Annotated in this window: 21 protein-coding genes; 13 read left to right on the top strand and 8 right to left on the bottom strand. The window is 57.7% G+C overall.

The annotated features are described in order from the left end of the window. Positions 1 to 323 precede the first annotated feature (323 nt). The 3 genes from GOV85_RS02230 to preA are packed head-to-tail and all read left to right on the top strand — an operon-like array spanning position 324 to position 3,864. Positions 324 to 1,658, top strand: a complete 1,335-nt coding sequence (locus GOV85_RS02230) for an NAD(P)-dependent oxidoreductase (RefSeq protein WP_171174599.1) — start codon at positions 324 to 326, stop codon at positions 1,656 to 1,658. Positions 1,659 to 1,704: 46 nt separating this feature from the next. Next, positions 1,705 to 2,541 (top strand): methyltransferase domain-containing protein, encoded by an 837-nt coding sequence (locus GOV85_RS02225; protein ID WP_171174597.1) that lies wholly within the window; start codon positions 1,705 to 1,707, stop codon positions 2,539 to 2,541. An 18-nt stretch (positions 2,542 to 2,559) separates the two neighbouring features. Then, complete coding sequence (gene preA / locus GOV85_RS02220) at positions 2,560 to 3,864, top strand: NAD-dependent dihydropyrimidine dehydrogenase subunit PreA (protein WP_171174595.1); 1,305 nt, start codon at positions 2,560 to 2,562, stop codon at positions 3,862 to 3,864. A 47-nt stretch (positions 3,865 to 3,911) separates the two neighbouring features. Here the strand turns inward: preA and GOV85_RS02215 are convergent, their stop codons facing one another. Further along, positions 3,912 to 4,520: a TetR family transcriptional regulator C-terminal domain-containing protein gene (locus GOV85_RS02215; protein ID WP_171174593.1), complete on the bottom strand. Its 609-nt coding sequence runs from the start codon at positions 4,518 to 4,520 to the stop codon at positions 3,912 to 3,914. Between the two features lie 171 nt (positions 4,521 to 4,691). On the opposite strand from GOV85_RS02215, the gene GOV85_RS02210 reads away from it, so the two are divergent. The 10 genes from GOV85_RS02210 (at position 4,692) to GOV85_RS02165 (ending at position 14,026) form a co-directional block, all read left to right on the top strand. Then, positions 4,692 to 5,942, top strand: coding sequence for a Zn-dependent hydrolase (locus tag GOV85_RS02210; RefSeq protein WP_171174591.1), 1,251 nt, complete (start codon positions 4,692 to 4,694; stop codon positions 5,940 to 5,942). Between the two features lie 92 nt (positions 5,943 to 6,034). Continuing rightward, a complete protein-coding gene (hydA, locus tag GOV85_RS02205) occupies positions 6,035 to 7,489 on the top strand; it encodes a dihydropyrimidinase (protein WP_171174589.1) in 1,455 nt (484 codons plus the stop codon). A 55-nt stretch (positions 7,490 to 7,544) separates the two neighbouring features. Continuing rightward, complete coding sequence (locus tag GOV85_RS02200; RefSeq protein WP_171174587.1) at positions 7,545 to 8,342, top strand: ABC transporter ATP-binding protein; 798 nt, start codon at positions 7,545 to 7,547, stop codon at positions 8,340 to 8,342. Next, positions 8,332 to 8,775, top strand: coding sequence for a GNAT family N-acetyltransferase (locus GOV85_RS02195; RefSeq protein WP_171174585.1), 444 nt, complete (start codon positions 8,332 to 8,334; stop codon positions 8,773 to 8,775). The genes GOV85_RS02200 and GOV85_RS02195 overlap by 11 nt, the downstream gene beginning before the upstream one ends. Then, positions 8,772 to 9,689 (top strand): ABC transporter permease, encoded by a 918-nt coding sequence (locus tag GOV85_RS02190; RefSeq protein WP_171174583.1) that lies wholly within the window; start codon positions 8,772 to 8,774, stop codon positions 9,687 to 9,689. The genes GOV85_RS02195 and GOV85_RS02190 overlap by 4 nt, the downstream gene beginning before the upstream one ends. Continuing rightward, the gene (locus GOV85_RS02185; RefSeq protein WP_171174581.1) at positions 9,686 to 10,531 is read left to right on the top strand and encodes an ABC transporter permease; all 846 of its coding nucleotides are present in this window, start codon (positions 9,686 to 9,688) and stop codon (positions 10,529 to 10,531) included. Before GOV85_RS02190 ends, GOV85_RS02185 begins: the two co-directional genes overlap by 4 nt. A gap of 63 nt (positions 10,532 to 10,594) precedes the next feature. After that, complete coding sequence (locus tag GOV85_RS02180; protein ID WP_171174578.1) at positions 10,595 to 11,590, top strand: ABC transporter substrate-binding protein; 996 nt, start codon at positions 10,595 to 10,597, stop codon at positions 11,588 to 11,590. 158 nt (positions 11,591 to 11,748) lie between these two features. Beyond that, entirely contained in the window at positions 11,749 to 12,462 is a 714-nt protein-coding gene (locus GOV85_RS02175; RefSeq protein ID WP_171174576.1) for an ABC transporter permease, read from the top strand. Beyond that, positions 12,455 to 13,189, top strand: a complete 735-nt coding sequence (locus GOV85_RS02170; protein ID WP_171174573.1) for an ATP-binding cassette domain-containing protein — start codon at positions 12,455 to 12,457, stop codon at positions 13,187 to 13,189. The genes GOV85_RS02175 and GOV85_RS02170 overlap by 8 nt, the downstream gene beginning before the upstream one ends. Positions 13,190 to 13,210: 21 nt before the next feature. Beyond that, positions 13,211 to 14,026 carry a substrate-binding domain-containing protein gene (locus GOV85_RS02165; protein ID WP_171174571.1) on the top strand — a complete coding sequence of 272 codons (816 nt, stop codon included), beginning with the start codon at positions 13,211 to 13,213 and terminating at the stop codon, positions 14,024 to 14,026. Between the two features lie 64 nt (positions 14,027 to 14,090). On the opposite strand, the gene GOV85_RS02160 is transcribed toward GOV85_RS02165, so the two are convergent. The 7 genes from GOV85_RS02160 to GOV85_RS02135 all read right to left on the bottom strand — a co-directional run bounded on the left by GOV85_RS02160 (position 14,091) and on the right by GOV85_RS02135 (position 21,478). Then, a complete protein-coding gene (locus GOV85_RS02160) occupies positions 14,091 to 14,963 on the bottom strand; it encodes a helix-turn-helix transcriptional regulator (protein ID WP_171174569.1) in 873 nt (290 codons plus the stop codon). Beyond that, positions 14,964 to 15,089, bottom strand: coding sequence for a hypothetical protein (locus GOV85_RS21670; RefSeq protein ID WP_256368496.1), 126 nt, complete (start codon positions 15,087 to 15,089; stop codon positions 14,964 to 14,966). A 13-nt stretch (positions 15,090 to 15,102) separates the two neighbouring features. After that, the gene (locus GOV85_RS02155; RefSeq protein ID WP_171174567.1) at positions 15,103 to 16,365 is read right to left on the bottom strand and encodes a c-type cytochrome; all 1,263 of its coding nucleotides are present in this window, start codon (positions 16,363 to 16,365) and stop codon (positions 15,103 to 15,105) included. After that, positions 16,366 to 17,574, bottom strand: a complete 1,209-nt coding sequence (locus GOV85_RS02150) for a formate dehydrogenase subunit gamma (RefSeq protein ID WP_171174565.1) — start codon at positions 17,572 to 17,574, stop codon at positions 16,366 to 16,368. A gap of 74 nt (positions 17,575 to 17,648) precedes the next feature. Further along, positions 17,649 to 18,245 (bottom strand): formate dehydrogenase FDH3 subunit beta, encoded by a 597-nt coding sequence (gene fdh3B, locus GOV85_RS02145; RefSeq protein WP_039530246.1) that lies wholly within the window; start codon positions 18,243 to 18,245, stop codon positions 17,649 to 17,651. 16 nt (positions 18,246 to 18,261) lie between these two features. Further along, the gene (locus GOV85_RS02140) at positions 18,262 to 21,156 is read right to left on the bottom strand and encodes a formate dehydrogenase subunit alpha (protein WP_171174563.1); all 2,895 of its coding nucleotides are present in this window, start codon (positions 21,154 to 21,156) and stop codon (positions 18,262 to 18,264) included. A 133-nt stretch (positions 21,157 to 21,289) separates the two neighbouring features. Continuing rightward, the gene (locus GOV85_RS02135) at positions 21,290 to 21,478 is read right to left on the bottom strand and encodes a ubiquinol-cytochrome c reductase iron-sulfur subunit N-terminal domain-containing protein (protein WP_170376587.1); all 189 of its coding nucleotides are present in this window, start codon (positions 21,476 to 21,478) and stop codon (positions 21,290 to 21,292) included. Positions 21,479 to 21,534 lie beyond the last annotated feature (56 nt).

Below are 21,534 nucleotides of genomic sequence, written 5' to 3'. Positions count from 1 at the left end.
GAGCGCTGACCAAGGCACAAAGGCCTTTGTCATTGACGGCAGATCAACCGAAAAGGACGAGATATTCGAGAAATGGATCGGTTGCACTTACCGCCTGGTACGCAAGCGCCGGCCATCGCGGCGCGCGGGTTGGGACCGAGTCCGATCATCTCATCACAATGACTGAGGTTTCTTAGTCTCAAAATTACACAAAGCCGGAGGAAAACCGGCTTTTTGCCCGGGTTTTTCACTTTTTTGACCTTTTGATAAATTTTACCAATTGATAAAAAATTTTTTTGTGGCAAGCTGAGGTCATAACAAACATATCTACAGGGAGTAGAGTGATGGCACAGGGCCAGATGGCACCCGGCATCGTCGCTGGGCGGCTTTCCAGCGATGAGCTGACCTCGAATTTCACCGATCTGCATCCGCCACTGGCCCCGCATGAGGCCGCCGTTGCCGCTGATCGATGCTATTTCTGCTATGACGCACCATGCGTGACAGCCTGTCCGACGGATATCGATATTCCGTTGTTCATTCGCCAAATTCAGGCGGGGCAGCCACAATCGGCAGGGCGGACCATTCTGGAACAGAATATTCTGGGCGGCATGTGCGCTCGGGTCTGTCCAACCGAAACCCTCTGTGAAGAAGCCTGTGTGCGCGAGGCTGCAGAAGGCAAGCCGGTTGAGATCGGTAGACTGCAACGTTTTGCGACCGATGACATCATGGCCTCTGGCGCGCACCCGTTCGAACGGGCGGCGCCTACGGGCAAGACTGTTGCTGTTATCGGGGCAGGGCCTGCAGGGCTGGCTTGCGCCCACCGTCTAGCCATGCTGGGCCATGACGTGGTGATCCACGAAAGCAAGCCCAAGCCGGGCGGTTTGAACGAATATGGGATCGCCGCTTATAAATCGACCAATGATTTTGCGCAGGCCGAGGTGGATTGGCTGCTGAAAATCGGCGGGATTGCGATCGAGACCGGATCGGTGCTGGGCGACAGTGTCTCGCTGGATGGCCTGCTTGAGAATTACGACGCGGTGTTCCTATCCATCGGCCTGGCTGGGGTGAACGCCCTGCGCGCAGGCGGTGTTGAAAAGGATGGCGTTCGTGCTGCCGTTGATTTCATCTCGGATGTGCGGCAGGCAGATGAACTGGTAAACCTGCCCGTTGGTCGCAACGTTGTCGTCATTGGCGGCGGCATGACAGCGGTAGATGCTGCTGTGAAATCCAAGTTGCTGGGCGCGGAACATGTCACCATTGCCTACCGCCGGGGCCGCGACGCCATGGGCGCCAGCCGGTATGAACAGGACCTTGCCGCCTCGCACGGCGTTCGGATCCTGACCAATGTGCAGCCGGTTGCCGTGCATGGAAACGGAACTGCTGCTGAGATCGAACTGGAATATACCTCCAGCCAGAACGGTCAACTCACTGGAACCGGCGAGACAATCCGCCTACCAGCAGATCAGGTGCTCAAAGCCATCGGTCAGACGCTGGATGGCGCGCCTGAAGGGATGACGCTGGACGGCAATAAGATTGCTGTCAGCGGGGCTGGACGCACCTCAATGCCGGGTGTCTGGGCTGGTGGGGACTGTGCGGCGGGGGGTGAAGACCTGACCGTGACAGCGGTTGCCGAAGGGCGGGATGCAGCGATGGACATCCACGCGACACTCGTTTCGTGATAGGGTGGGGTATTCACCCCATTCCTTTCGCTGCTGAGGTATTCTCATGTCCCAGATCGAACAAGCTGTTGCTCAACACTACACCACCGGTGCCCTGACCGAACGCGTCCGCGCGGCGCTTGAGGCCAGCGGTATTGACCCGGACGCGGCCACCGTTGCTGATCTGAAGGCAGGGGATGAGTTCCACACGGGCGGTGTTCTGGCGACCGATAACCTGTTTGCTCAATTGTCGCCGACCCATGCAACCCGCGTTCTGGATGTGGGGTGCGGTATAGGTGGCACCTCGCGTTATATCGTGGATCGTTTTGACTCGTCGGTAACCGGGGTCGATCTGACGCCTGAATTTGTGGAAACGGCCACCGTGTTGAGCGATCTGGTCGGGCATTCGGAAAAGGCCACTTTTCATGTGGGCAGTGCCTTGGACATGCCTGTGCCGGATGCGGGTTTTAACCTTGCAGTCATGATGCATGTGGGCATGAACATCGAAGACAAGGCCGGACTGTTTGCTGAAGTGTCGCGGGTGCTGGCCACGGGCGGAACTTTTGCCTTGTTCGATGTTATGGGCGGAGACGTGGACGAGCCGCTGGCTTTCCCACTCCCTTGGTCCACTTTGCCGGAGACTTCGTTCGTGCACGCGCCGGATGTGTACAAAGACGCAGCAGTGGCGGCGGGGCTGGAACTTGAGACCGAAACCGACCGCACCGATTTCGCGCTTCAGTTCTTCGAAGATGTCTTTGCCAAGATCGCTGAAAGCGGCCCCGCGCCGCTGGGGATCCACCTAATGATGGGCGAGACGGCGCCCGAGAAATTCCAAAACTACGTCACAAACCTCAAAGCCGGGCGCATTCGCCCGACCGAAATGATTTTCAAGAAATCCGGCTGAGCCGGGAAGGGAGAAGCCATGGCCGATCTGACGACAAACTTTCTGGGCATTTCCAGCCCCAACCCGTATTGGCTGGCCTCTGCGCCGCCCACCGACAAGGAATACAACGTCCGCCGCGCCTTCGAGGCCGGGTGGGGCGGTGTTGTCTGGAAAACTCTGGGGGCCGAGGGTCCTCCGGTCGTGAACGTGAACGGCCCGCGCTATGGCGCGATATACGGCGCGGATCGGCGGTTGCTTGGCCTGAACAACATAGAATTGATCACGGACCGACCATTGGAAGTGAACCTTGAAGAAATGGCGCGGGTCAAAGCGGATTACCCGGATCGCGCACTGATCGCTTCGATCATGGTGCCCTGCGAGGAGGAGGCATGGAAGGCCATCCTGCCGCGCGTTGCCGAAACCGGCGCGGATGGGATCGAACTGAACTTTGGCTGCCCGCACGGTATGAGCGAGCGCGGAATGGGCTCGGCTGTGGGACAAGTGCCGGAATACATCGAAATGGTCACACGCTGGTGTAAGCAGTACTACGACCGCCCGGTCATCGTGAAGCTGACGCCGAACATCACCGATATCCGTAAACCGGCAGCTGCGGCAAAGAACGGTGGCGCCGATGCGGTGTCGCTGATCAACACGATCAACTCGATCACAAGCGTCAACCTGGATACGTTCAGCCCCGAACCCTCAATCGACGGCAAGGGCAGCCATGGTGGCTATTGTGGCCCTGCGGTGAAGCCGATTGCACTGTCGATGGTGTCCGAGATCGCGCGGGCCGAGGCCACGCATGGCCTGCCGATTTCCGGTATTGGCGGCGTCACCACATGGCGCGACGCGGCCGAGTTCATCTCATTGGGTTGTGGCACAGTGCAGGTTTGCACCGCTGCGATGACCTATGGTTTCAAGATCATCGACGAACTGACCGCCGGTCTGTCCGAATGGATGGATGAAAAAGGGTACAGCAGCATTGACGAGGTGATCGGTCGAGCCGTGCCCAATGTCACCGACTGGCAGTATCTGAACCTGAATTACATCGCCAAGGCGAAGATCGACCAGGACCAGTGCATCAAATGTGGTCGTTGCTATGCGGCTTGTGAAGATACCAGCCACCAGGCGATTTCGATGTCGGAGGACCGCGTGTTCGAAGTGATCGACGAAGAATGCGTGGCGTGCAACCTGTGCGTTGATGTCTGCCCGGTTGAAGACTGTATCTCGATGGTGCCGATGGCACCGGGTGAGGTAGATCCGCGCACAGGTAAAGAGGTGCAGCCGACCTATGCGAACTGGACGACGCATCCGAACAATCCGATGGCCAAGGCAGCCGAATGAACCGATTTGGAAAGATCATCAAGGGGCCGTTCTTGCGGCCCCTTTTTTCAAGGGGTCAAAAGCTTTCGGTACAGGGTGTCCACAAAAGGGTCGGCCCCTTCAAACGGATCCTCTTCCCCCAAGATCGCACGCACCTGAACTTCGAAATCTGCGTAGTGCTGGGTCAGCGCCCAAATCGAAAACATCAGGTGATAGGGGTGCACCCGCGCGATTTTGCCCTGATCCATCCAGCGCGTCAGGATCACGGTTTTTTCGTCAACCAGTTCCTTGAGATCCTTGGACAAAGCCTCGTGGATACGTGGCGCGCCCTGAACCAGTTCATTGGCAAAAAGGCGGCTTTCGCGTGGTAACTCCTGACTCATTTGCAACTTGCGCCGAATATAGGCCAGGATTTCTTCCATCGGATCGCCATCCTCGTCCAGATCGTGCAAAGGGGCCAGCCAGGTTTCCAGAAGACCCGATAGCAGTTCAGTATGGATCGCCTCTTTCGAAGGGAAATAGTACAGCAGGTTTGGTTTGCTCAGTCCGGCTTCGGCGGCAATCTGATCCACGGTCGATCCGCGAAACCCGTGGGCTGAAAACACGTTCAGGGCGGCCTCGAGGATCGCAGCACGGTTCTTTTTCTGAATGCGAGTCGGTGCGCGGTCTTTCGGCATGTTTTCGGCGTGTCTCTTTTTTCGACTATAGGCGCGGAATTCAGTGAAAATTCAAGCTGTGCCGCGCAATTTCTTGACTGATCTCGAACCCGTGATAGCGTGAGTTTGACCAGATGGTCAAATCAAGACACCAAAAGCGAGCCAAATCGCAAGCAAACAGGGAAGATGAACATGGCAGCTCCGGCGCAGAATCTCAGGATCAATGGCGACAGGTTGTGGGACAGCCTGATAGAGATGGCCAAGATCGGCCCCGGTGTTGCCGGTGGCAACAACCGCCAAACCCTGACGGATGAGGACGCAGAAGGCCGTGCTTTGTTCCAGAAATGGTGCGAGGAAGCTGGTTGCTCCATGGGCTTGGACCAGATGGGCAACATGTTCGCCCACCGTGAAGGGGCGGACCCTGACGCGTTGCCGGTCTATGTCGGTTCGCATCTGGATACGCAGCCGACCGGCGGGAAGTATGACGGTGTCTTGGGTGTTCTGGGGGGGCTCGAGATCATCAGGACCCTCAACGATCTTGGGATCAAAACAAAGCATCCAATCGTGGCGACCAACTGGACCAATGAAGAAGGCACGCGATATGCGCCCGCCATGCTGTCTTCGGGCGTGTTTGCAGGAATGCACACGCAGGATTGGGCGTATGATCGCGAGGATGCCGAGGGCAAAAAGTTTGGGGATGAACTGAACCGCATTGGCTGGCGCGGCGATGAGGAAGTCGGCGCGCGAAAAATGCATGCGTTTTTTGAGCTGCATATCGAACAGGGCCCGATATTGGAGGCCGAGGGCAAGGATATTGGCGTTGTCACGCACGGGCAAGGGCTGAGCTGGACCCAAATCACCGTGACCGGCAAGGATGCCCATACCGGGTCAACCCCGATGCCGATGCGTAAGAACGCGGGCCTTGCGATGGCGCGTATTCTCGAGAAAGTGGACGAGATCGCGTGGTCTCATGCGCCGCACGCAGTGGGAGCGGCTGGTCATATCGATGTCCATCCGAACTCACGTAACGTGATCCCGGGAAAGGCAGTGTTCACGGTCGATTTCCGCTCGCCCGAATTGGATGTGATCACGGACATGGAGAACCGTCTGCGGGTGGCGGCCGAAGACATTGTGGAAGACATGGGCTTGCAGATCGAATTCGAAAAAGTTGGTGGATTCGATCCGGTGAAATTCGATGATAGTTGTGTGTCCGCCGTACGCAACGCGGCCGAGCGGTTGGGATATTCGCATACGGATATCATCTCGGGTGCGGGGCATGACGCCTGTTGGATCAACCGCGTGGCCCCGACCGCGATGATCATGTGCCCATGCGTGGACGGGTTAAGCCATAACGAGGCTGAAGAGATCAGCAAGGAATGGGCTTCGGCTGGGGCGGATGTTCTGTTGCACGCCGTCGTCGAGACGGCTGAAATCGTGGAATAGGGGGCTCTGCCCCCGTCGCCCGATGGGCGACTCCCCCGAGGTATTTTTAGCCAGATGAAGCAAGCGGCGCAGACCGCATCAGGGAGTTTGAAATGAGCACTGTTATCAAGAACGGAACCGTCGTCACTGCGGATTTGTCGTACAAAGCGGACGTGCTGGTCGAAGGTGGTGTGATCACTGAAATCGGAATGGATCTGAAGGGCGACAAGGAGTTGGACGCCACCGGCTGTTATGTGATGCCGGGTGGGATCGATCCTCATACTCACCTCGAGATGCCCTTTATGGGCACCTATTCCAGCGATGACTTCGAAAGCGGCACGCGTGCGGCTTTGGCTGGTGGCACAACAATGGTGGTGGATTTCGCTCTGCCCAACCCCGGTGAAAGTCTGCTGGATGCGTTGAAACGCTGGGACAACAAATCGACGCGTGCGAATTGTGATTATTCGTTCCATATGGCGGTCACCTGGTGGGGCGAGCAGGTGTTCAACGATATCAAGACTGTGATTGAGACGCGTGGCATCAACACGTTCAAGCATTTTATGGCCTATAAAGGCGCGCTGATGGTGAATGATGATGAGCTGTTTGCGTCGTTCAAGCGTCTGGCCGAATTGGGTGGAACCGCAATGGTTCATGCCGAAAACGGCGACGTTGTGGCCGAGTTGAGCGCCAAGCTGTTGGCTGAGGGCAATACAGGACCCGAAGCGCACGCCTATTCCCGTCCGCCGCAGGTCGAGGGTGAGGCTACCAATCGGGCCATCATGATTGCCGATATGGCCGGGGTTCCGCTTTATGTGGTGCATACTTCTTGCGAAGAGGCACATGAGGCTATTCGGCGCGCCAAGATGCAGGGCAAGCGGGTGTGGGGCGAACCACTGATCCAACATCTGACCCTGGATGAGAGCGAGTATTTCCATCACGACTGGGAACACGCTGCGCGGCGGGTCATGAGCCCTCCGTTCCGCAACAAGCAGCATCAGGACAGCCTGTGGAACGGTTTGCAATCTGGAACGCTGAGCGTTGTTGCGACGGACCATTGTGCGTTTACGACTGAGCAAAAACGTTATGGCGTAGGGGATTTCACCAAGATTCCGAACGGGACCGGAGGGTTGGAAGACCGAATGCCCATGCTGTGGACCTATGGTGTGAATACGGGACGACTGACGCCGAACGAATTTGTCGCTGTTACATCAACAAACATCGCCAAGATATTGAATTGCTACCCTAAAAAGGGTGCGGTTCTGGTCGGCGCTGATGCTGATCTGGTGGTTTGGGATCCAAACAAGGCCAAGGTGATTTCGGCTGAGACGCAGCAATCATCGATCGACTACAACGTCTTTGAGGGTAAGGAAGTGCGCGGGTTGCCGCGGTTCACGCTGACCCGTGGTGCGGTAGCGGTGCATGATGGAGAGATCAGGACTCAGGAAGGTCACGGGAAGTTTGTGGCGCGTGACGCCAACACCCATGTCCATAAGGCTCTGAGCACCTGGAAAGAGCTGACGGCACCACGGCCCGTTGAGCGGACGGGTATACCGGCCACCGGTGTTTGATCTGTTTGGGCCGCTTTGCAGGCGGCCCTGACACCACTCTTTTCAAGGCAAAGTAATGAACACTGAAAGCACGACCCAGCCCGTCATCCAGGCAAGGCAGCTGGACCTGACGTTCCAGACCAACGATGGGCCAGTTCACGCGCTCAAGGACGTGAACCTGACAATCGACAAGGGTGACTTTGTCAGTTTTATCGGGCCGTCCGGATGCGGCAAAACCACGTTTCTACGCTGTATCGCGGCGTTGGAAACACCTACGTGTGGCACGCTGACTGTAAATGACATGACCCCCGATGAGGCGCGTCGGAAACGGGCTTATGGGTATGTGTTTCAGGCGGCGGGTTTGTATCCGTGGCGTACCATTTCCAAGAACATCAAGTTGCCGCTTGAGATTATGGGATATTCCGCCGCCGAACAGGATGAGAGGGTGAATAAAGTCCTGGAACTCGTTGATCTTGCTGGCTTTGGGGGGAAGTTTCCCTGGCAACTATCCGGTGGGATGCAGCAACGCGCAAGCATCGCGCGGGCCTTGGCATTCGATGCCGACATCCTGCTGATGGACGAGCCGTTCGGCGCGTTGGATGAGATTGTGCGCGATCACCTGAATGAACAGCTTTTGGCGCTGTGGGCACGGACCGAGAAGACAATTGGCTTCGTGACACACTCGATCCCCGAGGCGGTGTATCTTAGTACCAAGATTGTGGTCATGAGCCCAAGACCGGGGCGGATCACGGATGTAATCGATAGCCCTTTACCCAGAGAACGGCAATTGGACATTCGTGACACGCCGGAATTCATCGAGGTCGCGCATCGCGTGAGGGATGGGCTGCGGGCGGGGCATTCCTATGACGACTGAACTGAACGCAGATAAGATCAGACGCGCCGTGCCAAGTGACGTCAAGTCCTGCGCCAAGGTCGTTCACGACTGGGCGACGCAAACAGATTGGATGCCCGAGGAATTGCCGGTGGAAGAACTGGCGAACCTGATCCGGGATGCATTCGAAAGTCGTGAGATCTGGGTCGCCGGTGATCCGGTCGATTGCTATATGTCGGTTGATCCCGAGCAGCAGAAGATTGGCGCGCTGTATTGCAGCCGAACGGGGCAAGGCATCGGCAAGCGGTTCATCGATATCGCCAAAGAGGGAAGAGGGTTTCTTTGGCTGACGACCCACAGGCCCAACACCGCGGCGCAGCGCTTTTACCGCCGCGAAGGGTTTGAAGTGACCGTAGAGGAGCCTCCGGTACCGCCAGACACTGTGCCCGTCTATCGCATGGAGTGGCACGCATGAAGCAGGTCGTTGCCATACTCACAGTTGTCGCTGCAATCGCCCTGATTTGGTACGCGGCTTGTGTTCCGATGAATATCAAAGGTGTTCTGAGTGAGCTTGAGCGTGGCGGGGCCGAGGTTCAGCCGCCCACTGCAAGCGCGCGCCGCGACTTGGGCGAGTTTGGGCTGGTGGTAAACAACACGTTTGCGATCCCCGCCGCGTGGGAAAAGAAAAAACCCCGTTTGCCTTCGCCCCATCAGGTCGTGATTGAATTGTGGGAAACGACTGTCGAGAAGAAAATCACCTCGAAACGATCGTTGATCTATCATGGTTGGGTGACGCTCAGCGCGACGATGCTTGGCTTTGTGATCGGCACGGGGTTGGGCATCTTGCTGGCTGTGGGGATCGTTCATAGCCGCGTGATGGATTTGTCTGTCATGCCATGGGCCATTGTGAGCCAGACGATCCCCATTATTGCACTGGCACCAATGATCATTGTTGTCCTGTATTCGGTTGGCGTTCAGGGGATAATCCCCAAGGCCATCATATCGGCTTACCTTAGCTTTTTCCCGGTTGTCGTTGGTATGGTCAAAGGGCTGCGCAGCCCCGATGCGATGCAACTGGACCTGTTGCAAACCTATAATGCCAGCCGGTCGCAAGGCTTTTGGAAACTGCGCTTGCCTGCGTCGATGCCTTACCTTTTCACGTCGTTGAAAATCGGTATCGCGGCGTCTTTGGTCGGCGCAATCGTGGGGGAACTGCCGACAGGGGCCGTCGCCGGGCTGGGTGCTCGTTTGCTGGCTGGCAGTTACTATGGCCAGACGGTGCAGATTTGGTCGGCCTTGTTCGCGGCCGCCATTCTGGCTGCCTGTCTGGTTGGATTGCTCGGATTGGTTGAGCGGATGGTCCTGAAGCGGATGGGGATGGCGCAATGATGTTGGTTATCTTTGCTCTGCTGCTGTGGGCTTTTGGCTGGTGGTTGAACAGCCGCCTGGCCAGTGGACCGCAGGCGGACAGTCGGATCGTACGCTTTCTGGCGCCGGTGATTTTCGGGCTGACCGTCGTAGGTGCGTGGGAGCTGTTGGTGCGCGGACTAGAGGTTCCGTTGGTCATCCTGCCAGCACCTTCCGCCATCGCGCTGCGCTTTGCCGGTAGCCTTGACATTCTGTGGGCGGATTTTGTTCAGACAATTCTGAAAGGTGCGCTCAGCGGATATGTCATCGGCTGTGGATCGGCATTTCTTATGGCCATTGCTGTGGATCGGTGGGACTTCCTGCGCCTCGGTCTTTTGCCTGTGGGGAATTTCGTAGCAGCTCTACCCATCGTTGGAACGGCGCCGATCCTGGTCATGTGGTTCGGGTTTGATTGGCATTCCAAAGCGGCGGTGGTCGTTGTGATGGTGTTCTTTCCGATGCTGGTCAACACCGTGGCCGGGTTGCGTGAAGCCACGGCGATGCAGCGCGATCTGATGGAGACTTATGCCGCAACCTATTGGCAGAGTTTTGTGAAACTGCGTTTGCCTGCGGCGATGCCTTTCATTTTCAATGGGTTGAAGATTTCAACAACTTTGGCTTTGATCGGAGCCATTGTGGCAGAGTTCTTTGGCTCGCCAATCGTGGGGATGGGCTTTCGGATTTCTACCAGCGTAGGCCAGCTGTCGCTTGATATGGTCTGGGCCGAGATCGTGGTGGCAGCGCTTGCCGGCACCGCCTTTTATGGCCTCGTCGCAGGCATCGAGAAGGTCGTGACGTTTTGGCATCCGTCACAACGTGGATAAGAAAAGGAATAATTCAACAGACCTCGAAAACGGGGCAACCAAAAGCAACTAGGAGATATGAAGATGAACAAGCTACTTAGCGGGGCGGTTGCCGCCTTCAGTTTGGCAGCCACTACGGCGCTTGCGGCGGACGAAGTGACGTTGCAGTTGAAATGGGTCGGGCAGGCGCAATTTGCTGGCTACTTTGTAGCAGAAGCGAAAGGTTTCTACGACGAAGAAGGGCTTGATGTCACAATCAAACCGGGCGGTCCGGACATCGCACCGGAACAGGTTATTGCTGGAGGTGGTGCCGACGTCATCACCACTTGGATGGCCGCTGGTTTGGCTGCGCGTGAACGCGGTGTTCCGCTGGTAAACATTGCACAGCCGTTCAAAACCGGAGGGCTTCAGGTCAACTGCCTGAAGTCCACCGGCGTTGAAACGCCCGAGGATTTCCCCGGCCGCACCATGGGTGTTTGGTTCTTTGGCAATGAGTATCCCTTCTATGCCTGGATGGCGTCCTTGGGCATCGAAACGGATGGCGCGGACGAGAACGGGGTTACTGTTCTAAAACAGGCGTTTTCCGCAGATCCCCTGATTCAGGGGCAGGCGGATTGCATCTCCACCATGACGTACAACGAGTACCGCCAGATCCTTCAGGCCGGTATCACGCCCGAAGAGCTGGTGACTTTCAACTATCTTCAGATGGGTTTTGGGATGCTCGAGGACGGCCTGTATGTCATGGAAGAGAACCTGAGTGATCCTGAATTTGTCGACAAGATGGAACGGTTCGTTCGTGCCTCGATGAAGGGCTGGAAATATGCAGCTGAAAATCAGGAAGAGGCCGCCGAAATCGTGCTGGAATTCGATGAGACCGGCGCGCAGGAGCTGGACCATCAGGTTTACATGATGGGTGAGGTCGCAAAACTGATTGAAGGATCAGACGGTGCGCTGGATCCCGCTGACTACGAGCAGACAGTGAAAACACTGCTCTCGGCCGTTTCTGCAGAGAACCCGGCAATTACCAAGCAGCCCGAAGGTGCCTGGACGCACCAGATCACGGATGCAGCCTTGAACTGATCCAAGTTGTCAATCCGAACAATTTCAACGCGGTCCCGATTGGGGCCGCGTTTCATATTTCCTATGCCGGATTTGTGTCTGTACTCATTCGAAAAACAGAGTAGTATTAATCTGAAAATAAACGCATTTCGTACGAAACGCAGGCATCACGGTAGAAAATGCAAAGTTTTGCATCAGAATTCAACTCTGCAATTTCTCTGATCCTGCATGGGGACTCAGAGCTTTGGGCGATTGTGCTGTTGTCTCTGAAGGTTTCACTGTTTGCCGTGCTGATTTCCGCGCTGATTGGGATGCCTGTGGGGGCTGCTTTGGCCGTTGCCCGGTTTCCTGGAAGACGCATTTTGATCGTGCTGATGAATGCACTGATGGGGTTCCCGCCCGTGGTCGTGGGCCTGCTGGTCTATCTGATGTTGTCCCGTTCAGGCCCTTTGGGTGTACTGCAACTTTTGTACACGCCGACTGCGATGATTATCGCGCAAGTGGTGCTGGTCACACCAATCGTCGCGGCATTGACGCGGCAGGTGATCGAGATGCTGGCCGAGGAGTATTCGGAACAGTTGCGATCCCTAGGCGTGTCCAGGCTGGCTTCGGTTCCGGTTTTGTTGTGGGACGCAAGGCTGGCCTTGGTTACGGCCTTGCTGGCAGGCTTCGGACGCGCCATCGCCGAGGTTGGCGCGGTGATCATTGTCGGGGGCAACATCAACCACGTGACGCGCGTGATGACCACAACCATCGCGTTGGAAACTTCAAAGGGAAACCTCGCATTGGCGTTGGCATTGGGGGCGATCCTGATCGGGATTGCTGTGGCGGTGAACGCAATGGTCAGCGCCGTAAGCTTGAAGGCCGAGCAAGAGGGGTTGCGCCATGCGTGATGGCATCTGCAACTTGGTGAGCCGCCTTGAGGTCAAAGATCTTCGGATTCGCAGCAAAGGCCGTTCGTTGCTGGATGTGCCGTCGCTGGTTCTGGATGGTCCCGGACCAACCCTCATCCTTGGTCCAAACGGCGCAGGCAAAAGCCTGCTGTTGCGTTGTTTGCATGGTCTGATCGCACCGGATCGTGGGCGCGTCGTCCAGGACGGACTTCCGCTGTGCACGGCACAAAAGGCGCGCCAGGCTATGGTGTTCCAGCAACCGGTTTTGTTGCGTCGTTCGGTCTCTGCAAATCTGGACTTTGTTCTAAAGCGTCAGAGTATGGGGCGCACAGACAGAAAAAAACGCATCGCCGAATTGCTGGTCGAAGGGGGGCTGGACGGCAAGGCGCGACAGCCGGCTCGCTCACTTTCCGGGGGTGAGGCGCAGCGGCTGGCAATCCTGCGCGCCCTGGCGACTGAGCCCGAAACTCTGTTTCTGGATGAACCGACCAGTGCCCTGGACCCGAGCGCCACACAAATGATCGAGCGGATGATCCGGCGCGCCTCGGCACGTGGGGTGCGGATCGTTATGGTGACACATGACATCGGACAGGCGCGACGTTTGGCTGCGGATATTGTCATGATGCAGGGCGGTCAAGTGGTAGAACATGGGCCCGCGAAACAGGTATTGGATGCCCCCGAAAGCGAAGCATCGCGTCGCTATCTGGCGGGTGGGTTGGTTACTTAATAAGAAAAGACGGAGAACATGATGTTCCGGGCATTTATTCGGGCAGCAGCAGTTGCACTTGGCCTATCGGCAGGGGGGGTTTCAGCAGAAACGCCGTTCATTGTTGTTCAATCCACGACATCGACGCAGAATTCTGGACTGTTGGAACACATATTGCCGTGGTTCGAGGCTGAGTCTGGCATAGATGTGCGCGTTGTCGCGGTTGGAACAGGTCAGGCCATTCGCAATGCAGTCAACGGGGACGGGGACGTTCTGCTGGTCCACGCCAAACCAGTCGAAGAGAAATTTGTCGCGGACGGCTGGGGCGTTGAGCGAAAAGACCTGATGTATAACGATTTTGTTCTGGTCGGCCCAAAATCTGACCCGGCCGGTATTCGTGGAGGCACCGATATACTGGTTGCTCTGACGGCCATTGCAGAGGCCGAAGCCCCTTTTGCATCGCGTGGCGATGACAGTGGGACGCATAAGGCCGAGCTGGGCCATTGGTCGTCTGCCGGGCTTGATCCAAAGGGTGCTTCCGGCACGTGGTATCGTGAAACCGGATCGGGTATGGGCGCGACCCTGAACGTGGCCGGGGGCATGGACGCCTATACACTTACAGACCGGGCCACGTGGCTGTCTTTTGGCAACAGAGGCAATCTAGAGGTGTTGGTCGAAGGCGATCCGCGCCTGTTTAATCAATACGGTGTGATCCTTGTGAACCCGGAAAAGCACCAACATGTGCGGGCGGCATCCGGTCAACGCTTTATCGACTGGTTGACGGGGCCGGACGGGCAGGAGGCGATCGCGTCCTTCAGGCTGGAGGGACAGCAGGTGTTTTTCCCCAATGCCCAATAAGTTGGCCTGCAGCCAACACCTGCGGGGCGAGTATTTCTGAAAAGATGAAGCGGTTGGCGGAGGATCAGCCGCTGGCACCATTGTGATGGATCGTACCGAGGCCCGACAGGTCATAACCGCCGAATTCGCGGGCCCGTTGTGTGAAATGATCCGAGCGTAGCAGCGACATCAGTTTTTGCATCGGTGGATCGAAAAACGATCTGCGCCAGATCGCCAGGTCCAGTCTTTCGGAATGGGTGGGGACAAAGCCGAGGTTGTAAAGCCCGGCCAAAGCACCCAGGCCAAAGCCTGCTTCGGCCTTTTGATCGTGCAGGGCGATGGCCAACTCTTCTTCGGTGCGGGCGCGGCCGGGAAAAGTGTCAAAATCGTCGTAAGTTAGGTTATGTGCTTCAAGTTGCGCATTGAACAAGTGCTGGCTGGCTGCACTGTCTTGCCGCAGGATGATGCGTCGCGATTTGAGGTCCTGGAACGATCTGATGTCCAATGCGCCCGGTGCCAGTAACAAACCGCGTTCTCGACGGGCGACTTCATAGAGGATCACCGGGGCTTCGCCCAATGAGTCGCGCAGGGATTTGGTATTGAACCCACCGTCCTCGTGGATGTGCAGCACAGCGGCCTGCGCGCTGCGCTCGCTCAATCGTGTCAATCCGTCGAAAGAGCCATCATAATACGTTGCCAGCCCCGATCCGCTTTCGCGCAATGCCCAGTCCAGAAGGGGATCATGGCTGCCAGCAACGATCGGGGGCAGGGGCGGTTCCGCCACTTGAGGCCCAGACCGTGACGCGTTGAGCCAGGCGATGATCTCGGCCCGTGGGAACAAAAGCTTGCCCATGGCGCGCACACAAGGCACCTCGCCGGATGAGGCAAGGTCATAGGCTTTACGCTCGCCAATGCGCAAAAGATCGGCCAGTTCGCGGGTGGTCAGGTATTGAGACATTCAGTCCAGGCGCACCGCAGAACCAGATGTGCTGTCCGCGGCGCTGAACCCGATCTGGTCCAACGTCGTCGGGGCTGCAACTGTAATCACGACCATCGCGACAACCGCGGCTAAAAAGGCTTTCATAGTCTCCTCCGGTTCAGTTCTGGTCGTCCGTCGCACGGCGCAGAAAAGCGATCAGGTCGTCCCGGTCCTGCTGTTCTGTAATCCGTTGCATCGGCATCTTCGACCCCGGAATGTAATGATCCGGCCCCTTATCGAAAAGGGCATTTATTGTTTGTTCATTCCAAACAATATCAGAGTCTTGCAGCGTATCCGAGTACAAATATCCCGGCAGCGATCCGGCGGGTCGCCCAAAGATACCGTGCAGTGTTGGACCCGCCCGACGTTCGCCTTCGGGTGTCAGGCTGTGGCAGATCGAGCATTTGCGGGCGAATTGACGTTCGCCATTCTCCATTTCGTCGGGATCTTTCAGAAAACTGGGCTCGGTCGAAGCCATTTGCTGTTGATCCGACAGCGCACCCACGGGCCAGCTGTACATCGCCGCGTCTATGCCCCCTGCATGGATGTTCTGGCCATCATCAGAGAATGACAGCGCCCAGACCGGTCCGCGCAGCGTTGCGCGGAAATCCTGCGTGATGCGCCATTCGGTCGTGTCGATCATCATGATATAGCCTTCGCCGTCACCGACCGCCAAAAGGCTTCGGTCCGGGCTGAGCGCAAGGGCCAGGATCGGGCGGCGGTCCAGAGTGAAGTCGCGTTCTTCACCGGTTGTCAGATCGAGGATGCGCGTCACCCCGTCCACCGCGCCATAGGCGATCCAGTTTTCCTGCGCGTTGAAAATCAATTCGTTGATGCCAAATCCGTGCTCAACCAGCCGGTCCGTTTCTTCGCCGGTTGCGACATCCCACACGCGTAAGGACCCATCGACGCCAGCGGAAAAAAGCTTTGATCCATCCGGTGAAAAAGTGACCGCATTCACGCCACTGCCCGTGGGGCCGAACAGGGCGGGGGCAGTGCCATCGACGGGCCATAATCCGATTGTTCCGTCCCAACTGGCCGTTGCGACATGCGTTTTTGAGGCAGCTACAGAAACGATCTTGCCTTTGTGTTGGCCGACGATCTCTCCGCCCGGCCAGCGGCGGAGGGTAAAATCGTCTCCGGCGGAATAAATTGCTGTACCGTTGAAGACGACCGCGTTGACGGCTGCTTCGTGACCTTCCAGCCATTCGGGTGTCTGGTCCGACCATAGCCCGACAGAATTGTCGAAACTGGCTGTTGCGATCCGTCCATCAGGGGCCGTTGCGATACCCATGATCGGCCCGCCATGACCTTTGAGCGTGAAGAACTCCGCCCATGCGGGCAGGGGGATCAACGCACAGGCAAGGATCAGCCAGCGCATCTATTCGGCGGGTGAGGCCGCTGCCTTGCCAGCCTCTTTTTCCTGCACCTCTTCCAGCCACAACGAGTGGTGTTCGCGCGCCCATTGCTCTTCGACTTCACCAGTACCCATTGCATCAAACGCGCCCTCCATCCCGACCGAGCCGAGGTAGATATGCGCGATGATGATGGCGATGAAGACATAAGCGACCATCACGTGCCAGACTTGGGCGTATTGCATCTCTTCCTGAGGCGACATTTGCACGGGCAGGTTCAGACCAAGCGCCTGTGGAATGCCGGTGGCATTGGCAACCGAGAAGGTCTTGGCGAACATCGGCAATTCAAACGGAAACAGCAGCGACAGGCCGGACAGGCTGATCGAGACTCCCAGCAGTATGCAGGCCCAGAAGATGATTTTTTGACCTGCGTTGAATTTCTTGGCGGGTGGGTGGCTGTTTTTGCTGAATAAACCCCCACCGGCAGCCAGCCATTTCAGGTCTGTGCGGTTGGGGATGTTATGGGCAATCCAATTCACCGTGATGATGATCAGCCCCAGCATGAAGGCCCATGCCAGATTGTTGTGAAGCCATTTGCAGCCTTGCGCGATGGTTGCGAAACCTTCCTTGCCGAAGATCGGAATCAGGAAGTCGCGGCCATAGAGTGTCAGCAGGCCGGTGATCGCAAGCACGATGAATGATCCTGCAAACAGCCAATGCCCGAAACGTTCAAAACTGGTGAAGCGCAGAACGGTACGGCCGGTCTTTTCTCCGTCGATGCGAATCTTGCCTCGGATCAGGAAAAACAGAACGATGATGGCCAGCATTCCAGCGATGATGTAACCGCCATATTCGCGTAACGGCCCTGTGCGGAATTCCCACCACCAAATGCCGCCGTCTTGGATCAGCACACTGTCGGCAGGTCCGCGCGAGGACACGGTGACGTCCGCCGAGCCAAAGCGCAGCGCGCGGTATACATCACTGTCGGACGATACGCCGCTGGGTCCAAACTGGCCCAGAAGGCCTTCGACATTGCCTTGGCCAGTGTTTTCCGAGCGATAGGTGTTATCTACTTTTTCGCCGCGTTGACGCGCGAGAATATCCTCAAGCGTGGTCGCACCACCGGTCGAGGCGCGCTCATTCGTGGTGGCTGGTTCCCCAGCTTCGTTTGTTTGCGCAACGGTGGCCTGTGCCAGCCCAATGGTGAACAGCAATGCGATGAGTAAGCGGAACATCTGAACCTCGGTCAAAATCCCTGATCAGGCGACCCACGGATGCGGGTCGCCTGTTTGGTTCATCAAAGACGGTCCTAGCCGTCTTTCTGGTCGTAGGCGGTGCCCCAACCCCATGCGCCGGACCCGAAGCCACGGGCGACAACACGCTCGCGGTAGATGGCCGACACAACGTCGCCGTCACCAGCGAGCAGGGCCTTGGTGGAACACATTTCGGCGCAGATGGGCAGTTTGCCCTCGGCGATCCGGTTGCGACCATATTTGGCGAACTCTGCGGTCGAGTGCGTTTCCTCGGGACCACCAGCGCAGAAGGTACATTTGTCCATCTTTCCACGCGATCCGAAGTTGCCCGCCTGCGGGTATTGCGGCGCGCCGAACGGGCACGCGTAGAAGCAATAACCACAACCAATGCACAGGTCCTTGGAGTGTAGGACGACCCCTTCTTCATTCTGATAGAAGCAGTCGACCGGGCACACCGCCATGCAGGGCGCATCCGAGCAATGCATACAGGCCACCGAAATCGAGCGTTCGCCCGGGTCACCGTCATTGATCGTTACCACCCTGCGGCGGTTCACGCCCCACGGCACCTCGTGTTCGTTCTTACACGCGGTGACGCAGGCATTGCACTCGATGCAGCGTTCGGCGTCGCAGAGAAACTTTGCTCTTGCTGCCATGTTCTCTTCTCCTCCCTTACGCTGACCAGATTTTGCAAAGAGTCGCTTTGGTCTCTTGCATCTGGGTCACGGAATCATAGCCATAGGTCTGGGCGGTGTTGGTACTTTCACCCAGCACATAGGGATCGGCACCTTTCGGGTATTTCTCCCTCAGGTCCTCGCCCTGGAAATGGCCGCCAAAGTGGAACGGCATGAAGGCCACGCCGGCACCGACCCTGTTGGTCAGCATCGCCATCACCTTGACCTTGCCGCCTTCAGGACCTTCGACCCAGACCTGTGATCCGTCGCGAATACCAAGGTTGTTGGCATCGCGTGGATTGATCTCGACGAACATGTCCTGCTGAAGCTCGGCCAGCCACGGGTTCGACCGTGTTTCATCCCCGCCGCCTTCATATTCGACCAGACGACCTGACGTTAGGATTATCGGGTAATCCTTTGAAAAGTCGTTCTTCTGAATCGAAGCATAAAGGGTGGGCAGGCGATATGCGTGCCGGTCCTCGTAGGTCGGATAGTCCTCCACCAGGTCGCGCCGGTTCGTATAAAGCGGCTCGCGATGCAGTGGGATCGGATCCGGGAAGGTCCAGACAACCGCGCGGGCTTTGGCGTTCCCGAAGGGCGCACAGCCATGCTCGATCGCGACCCTCTGGATACCGCCGGACAGGTCGGTTTTCCAGTTGGTCTCTGGTCCCGCAACGGCGTCGATGGCTGCGCGTTCCTCGGCCGTCAGATCGCCATCCCAACCAAGGTCCATCAGCATCTGCATCGTGAACTCGGGATATCCATCCTGAATTTCCGATCCAACGCTATAGACCCCTTCGGCCAACAGGTTGTCGCCATCCCGCTCCACGCCAAAGCGCGCACGGAAGGTCAGGCCACCTTCGGCCACCGGTTTGGACATGTCATAGAGGTTTGGTGTCCCCGTATGACCCATCTCCGGTGTTCCCCAGCAGGGCCAGGGCAGACCGTAATATTCGCCGTCGTTGGGCCCACCAATGGCTTGCAGCGTGGTTCTGTCGAACGTGTGCTGGTTGGCCATATGGCTTTTCAAACGTTCTGGCGATTGACCGGTATATCCGATGGTCCAGAGACCCGCGTTGAACTCACGCGTGATGCTTTCAACATTGGGGGTTTCCGGATCGTCCATCTCGATATTGCGGAACAACCGATCCGCCCAGCCAAACTTGTTGGCGAACTTGGCCATAATGACCTCGTCCGGCAGGCTTTCGAACAGCGGTTCTACCACCTTGTCGCGCCATTGTAGCGACCGGTTCGATGCCGTGACCGAGCCACGGGTTTCGAACTGCGTACAGGCGGGCAACAGGTAGACGCCATCGGTGCGGTCATGCAGCACGGCCGAGACGGTGGGATACGGGTCGATCACGACCAGCATGTCCAGCTTCTCCATCGCCGTCTTCATTTCCGTCATGCGGGTCTGCGAGTTGGGCGCGTGGCCCCACAGAACCATGGCGCGGACATTGTTGTCCTGATCCATGTTGGCCGGGTCTTCCAGAACACCGTCGATCCAGCGGGAGACCGGGATGCCGCGCTCGTTCTGAAGCGGTTTATCCTTGCCTTCCTTGTCCTTGATCGTGGCGAACTGGCCCGCCAGCCATTCGGGATCTTCACCCCAGACACGAGCCCAATGACCCCATGCACCCTTGGACAGGCCGTAATAGCCAGGCAGGGTGTGGGACAGAACACCAAGGTCCGTTGCGCCCTGCACGTTGTCATGACCACGGAAGATGTTGGTGCCACCCCCCGAAGTGCCCATGTTGCCCAAAGCAAGCTGGAGCACGCAGTAAGCGCGGGTGTTGTTGTTGCCGTTGGTGTGCTGCGTACCACCCATACACCAGATGACTGTGCCGGGGCGGTTGTTGACCATGGTCCGGGCAACGCGCTTGAGCTGCGAGCCGGGCACGCCGGTTACACGCTCGGTCTCTTCCGGGTTCCAGTTGGCGACCTCGGTGCGGATCTGGTCCATTCCCCAGACACGGGTGCGGATGAACTCTTTGTCCTCCCAGCCGTTGTCGAAGATGTGCCACAGAATGCCCCAGATCAGAGCAACGTCTGTACCGGGACGGAAGCGGACATATTCATCCGCATGCGCCGCGGTGCGCGTAAAGCGCGGGTCGCAGACGATCAGCGGTGCGTTATTCTGCTCTTTCGCGCGCAGAACATGAAGCAGCGAGACGGGATGCGCCTCGGCCGGGTTGCCGCCGATGATGAAGATGGCCCGTGAGTTGTGGATGTCATTGTACGAATTGGTCATGGCGCCGTAGCCCCATGTATTCGCAACACCCGCAACAGTGGTCGAGTGGCAGATACGGGCCTGATGGTCCACGTTGTTCGTGCCCCAGTAGGCGGCGAACTTGCGGAACAGATAGGCCTGTTCGTTATTGTGCTTGGCCGAGCCCAACCAGTACACGCTGTCCGGCCCGGATTCCTGGCGGATGTTCATCATGCCGTCGCCGATCTCGTTGATCGCCTCTTCCCAGCTGATGCGCTTCCACTCGCCGCCTTCCTTTTTCATCGGATACTTGAGGCGGCGTTCGCCATGGGCGTGCTCGCGGACCGAGGCCCCTTTGGCGCAATGCGCACCCAGGTTGAACGGGCTGTCCCAGCCGGGTTCTTGCCCGACCCAGACACCGTTCTGCACTTCGGCAACAACGGTACAGCCGACCGAACAGTGGGTGCATACGGATTTAATATTCTCAACGGCGGTGTTGGCCGCTGTTTGGGCGCTGGCAGGCGTCACGGTTCCACCCGTGGCGCTGATCGCGGCAAGGCCGCCGATCGTCAGGCCCGAGCCACGCAGGAATGCGCGGCGATCGACGGTTTTCTCGCCGATCTGGGACAGGATACTTGTCCGCTGGGGGCGTCTCGCAACCCCGTTGGTCTTTTTCCTAAGCATTTCTTTCCTCCCTTGCTGGCCATGAGGATCACGGCTGGCTTGGTAACTGCGAAACCGACGTCAGGGCCAATCGCAACCGTCAGTCGGGTAAGTGACATCGTCCGGCTGGTGCGCCGGGCGCAGTCGAGGCGGCTTAGAAGCGCGCGCTTTCCAGATATGCGCGGGTATGCGCTGTATCTTGCATGCGGGTCTCGTCCGTCGGCAGCTCGGCTGCTTCGGCTTGACCGCTCAGGCTGGCGGCGGCAACGGCAGCGGGCGCTGCGGTTCCGGCCAGTTTGAGGAAGTCGCGGCGCGTTGCGCCTTCTTCCTTGGTCTTGCTCATGGGCTTCTCCTCTCCCATTTGCGATCTAGCGCCAATTCAGGCGCTGGCGAGTGGCG

This window comes from Ruegeria sp. HKCCA4633 (genome assembly GCF_013034605.1).
GTDB lineage: Bacteria > Pseudomonadota > Alphaproteobacteria > Rhodobacterales > Rhodobacteraceae > Ruegeria.
This window is presented reverse-complemented; position numbering and strand designations above follow the sequence as displayed.

Excerpts from the sequence above, each read along its gene's own strand:
- GOV85_RS02175 (WP_171174576.1), top strand. The coding sequence starts at position 11,749 with ATGCAAAGTTTTGCATCAGAATTCAACTCTGCAATTTCTCTGATCCTG.
- GOV85_RS02160 (WP_171174569.1), bottom strand. The coding sequence starts at position 14,963 with ATGTCTCAATACCTGACCACCCGCGAACTGGCCGATCTTTTGCGCATT.
- GOV85_RS02225 (WP_171174597.1), top strand. The coding sequence starts at position 1,705 with ATGTCCCAGATCGAACAAGCTGTTGCTCAACACTACACCACCGGTGCC.
- GOV85_RS02150 (WP_171174565.1), bottom strand. The coding sequence starts at position 17,574 with ATGTTCCGCTTACTCATCGCATTGCTGTTCACCATTGGGCTGGCACAG.
- GOV85_RS21670 (WP_256368496.1), bottom strand. The coding sequence starts at position 15,089 with ATGAAAGCCTTTTTAGCCGCGGTTGTCGCGATGGTCGTGATTACAGTT.
- GOV85_RS02230 (WP_171174599.1), top strand. The coding sequence starts at position 324 with ATGGCACAGGGCCAGATGGCACCCGGCATCGTCGCTGGGCGGCTTTCC.
- GOV85_RS02135 (WP_170376587.1), bottom strand. The coding sequence starts at position 21,478 with ATGAGCAAGACCAAGGAAGAAGGCGCAACGCGCCGCGACTTCCTCAAA.
- GOV85_RS02190 (WP_171174583.1), top strand. The coding sequence starts at position 8,772 with ATGAAGCAGGTCGTTGCCATACTCACAGTTGTCGCTGCAATCGCCCTG.
- GOV85_RS02170 (WP_171174573.1), top strand. The coding sequence starts at position 12,455 with ATGCGTGATGGCATCTGCAACTTGGTGAGCCGCCTTGAGGTCAAAGAT.
- hydA (WP_171174589.1), top strand. The coding sequence starts at position 6,035 with ATGAGCACTGTTATCAAGAACGGAACCGTCGTCACTGCGGATTTGTCG.
- GOV85_RS02200 (WP_171174587.1), top strand. The coding sequence starts at position 7,545 with ATGAACACTGAAAGCACGACCCAGCCCGTCATCCAGGCAAGGCAGCTG.
- preA (WP_171174595.1), top strand. The coding sequence starts at position 2,560 with ATGGCCGATCTGACGACAAACTTTCTGGGCATTTCCAGCCCCAACCCG.
- GOV85_RS02165 (WP_171174571.1), top strand. The coding sequence starts at position 13,211 with ATGTTCCGGGCATTTATTCGGGCAGCAGCAGTTGCACTTGGCCTATCG.
- GOV85_RS02180 (WP_171174578.1), top strand. The coding sequence starts at position 10,595 with ATGAACAAGCTACTTAGCGGGGCGGTTGCCGCCTTCAGTTTGGCAGCC.
- GOV85_RS02195 (WP_171174585.1), top strand. The coding sequence starts at position 8,332 with ATGACGACTGAACTGAACGCAGATAAGATCAGACGCGCCGTGCCAAGT.
- GOV85_RS02185 (WP_171174581.1), top strand. The coding sequence starts at position 9,686 with ATGATGTTGGTTATCTTTGCTCTGCTGCTGTGGGCTTTTGGCTGGTGG.
- GOV85_RS02140 (WP_171174563.1), bottom strand. The coding sequence starts at position 21,156 with ATGCTTAGGAAAAAGACCAACGGGGTTGCGAGACGCCCCCAGCGGACA.
- GOV85_RS02155 (WP_171174567.1), bottom strand. The coding sequence starts at position 16,365 with ATGCGCTGGCTGATCCTTGCCTGTGCGTTGATCCCCCTGCCCGCATGG.
- fdh3B (WP_039530246.1), bottom strand. The coding sequence starts at position 18,245 with ATGGCAGCAAGAGCAAAGTTTCTCTGCGACGCCGAACGCTGCATCGAG.
- GOV85_RS02210 (WP_171174591.1), top strand. The coding sequence starts at position 4,692 with ATGGCAGCTCCGGCGCAGAATCTCAGGATCAATGGCGACAGGTTGTGG.
- GOV85_RS02215 (WP_171174593.1), bottom strand. The coding sequence starts at position 4,520 with ATGCCGAAAGACCGCGCACCGACTCGCATTCAGAAAAAGAACCGTGCT.